At 61.4% G+C, this 2,162-nt stretch carries 1 protein-coding gene; it reads right to left on the bottom strand.

Annotated elements, in window-relative coordinates; all coding sequences use genetic code 11:
* Nucleotides 1-2,162, bottom strand: a 2,162-nt coding sequence (locus tag FEK42_RS22680) for a DUF6531 domain-containing protein (protein ID WP_138211988.1), incomplete at both ends; no start/stop codon positions are given.

The raw sequence follows: 2,162 nt of genomic DNA, 5'->3' as shown, positions 1-2,162 counted from the left end.
AGATTTATCTGCTGGAGATGGCCGCTCCCGTAGTACAGATGGCGCTGCGTTCTGCCGTCCGGAAAGGTGGTGGCAGTCCGGTTGCTGAGTTCATCGTACTGATGGGTTAAGACGCCCTGCGCCGTCTCCTCAGTCAGCATCCGCCCCAGTCTGTCGTAACTGAAACGGATAATCTCCGGTGCGTCCGTTTCCCCGGCATCCGACCGCCGGCGGCGGATTTCCAGTAACTGGTCTGCCGCATCACAGACGTATTCCGTACGGCTGTCGGCTGTCTCCTTTGCCGTGAGCCGGCCCACCGCATCACGCGCCAGCCGGTGACGGATTTCACCGCCCCTGTCCCCGGTGAACACCACTTCCGTGACCGCGTTCAGCGCGTTGTAACGGTACGCCTGGCGGCAACCGTCCGGGTTTATCTGCTCCGCCAGACGGTCCAGCACATCGTGGCGGAACTGATAGCTTTCTCCGTTCTCGTTTGTCAGCCGGGTCAGCCGCCCGTAGGCGTCGTACCCGAACGCCGTCCTGCGTCCCGTCGCGTCCGTCCGGCTGCGCACCCGGCCCTGCCCGTCGCGTTGCCAGCGCGTTATCCTCCCCATCGGGCTGGTGTACTTCACCAGCCTGCCCGCCGCGTCTGACTGGTAATTCACCGTGCGGCCGTCCGCCAGTATCACCTCCACCAGGTGACCGCTGTCGTCATACCCGTAGCGGGTGCTGTGGCTCTGCGCGTCAGTCATCCGTATCAGCCGCGTGCGTTCGTCGTAGAACCAGGCCGTCTGCGCGCCGGAACAGTCCGTATGTCGCATGAGCTGCCCGTCTTCGTTCCACTGAAGGTATTTATTCCCCCCACGGGCATCGGTTATCTGTACCACCTGGCCGTGGCGGTCATACTGATACCGGGTGTTCTGTTGCAGCGGGTCGGTCACGGCAAGAAGATTGCCGCGTTCATCGTACTCACAGCGCCAGCTGTTCCCCGCTGCATCCACTTCCGTTTCCGGTTCGTGCCACACCGGGTGCCACTGTGTCTGTGTCACCCGCCCGAGCGGGTCGTGCGTCTCCGTGATATGCCCCAGGCGGTCATACACATAGCGCCATTTGCCGCCCTGAGCGTCGGTCATCCCCAGCAACAGTCGTTCTTCGTCGCTCCAGCGGAACGTCATCACCTGCCCGGCTTCGTCCTGGTACGCCGTCACCTGATTCTGTGCATCCCACTGATGAAAGCGGGTCCGGCCCATCCCGTCTGTCACGCATACCACACGTTCAGCCATCCGCCAGTCCAGACGGTATTGTGCGCCACTGTCAGTATGGTGGCCCGTCACGCGCCAGCCTGCATCATCCGGCCCTTCATACCAGCCCCACTGGTAATAATATCCTTCGCCGCCAGGCTGGCGGTGCAGCGTCATGCAGTGGTTTTCGTCGTAAGCAAACTCACGCAGCAGGTGCCCCGTGCTGTCGTACACGCCGTTCAGGTGGCCGGCCTCGTCATAGCTGTAACGACGCAGCAGTAAAGGAGCAGCCTCAGGGAAATGCTGATAAATCTGTGTCACCCGCCGGGGATGCGCCGCCAGTTCGTAATACAGACGGATGCACGGACGCTGCTGTTCGCCGCTGATTTCAGTGATGCGTCCCCGGTCGTCGTAGTACAGATTCAGACAGTTGCTGTTACGGTCGCCCAGCATTTTCAGCCGCTGGCGCTGCGGGTGATGCGGGTCGGCCTCAAACAAAAAAAACTGTCCGTCATCGCTGCTGATAAGCCAGTGCCCCTGCTCACCACGCCGTACTGCCAGTCCTTCGCCGGGGCTGTAAAACCCGCCCCCCGGCAGTACGGCTTCCATATCCAGGCGTCGCCCCATGCCCGACACAAAGGTCATGCAGTTTTCGTCCACGTTACCCGGTGTGCGCACGAGGCTCACTTCATACATCACACTCCAGCCCTGACCAAACATCCCTTCCGTGCGTTCGTCACGACTGCTGTACACGCGCTGCCAGTCCAGCGGAAAGTGGCCCGGCAGGCTGAAGTCGAAGTCATCGTCATCGGCCAGGTATTTGGCCCCGGTGGCGGCATTGACCGGATGCGGAAGGGCTGTGGTGGCCTTCTGCGTCAGAATGCTCATTCCGATACTGGCAGCAAAACAGGCGATTTTAGAAAGCATTTTGCCCGGGCGAAG

Origin of the sequence: Escherichia sp. E2748, from assembly GCF_005781125.1 — a bacterium.
Lineage (GTDB): Bacteria > Pseudomonadota > Gammaproteobacteria > Enterobacterales > Enterobacteriaceae > Escherichia.
The sequence above is the reverse complement of the archived record's forward strand: the minus strand, read 5'-3'. Positions and strand labels throughout refer to the sequence as shown.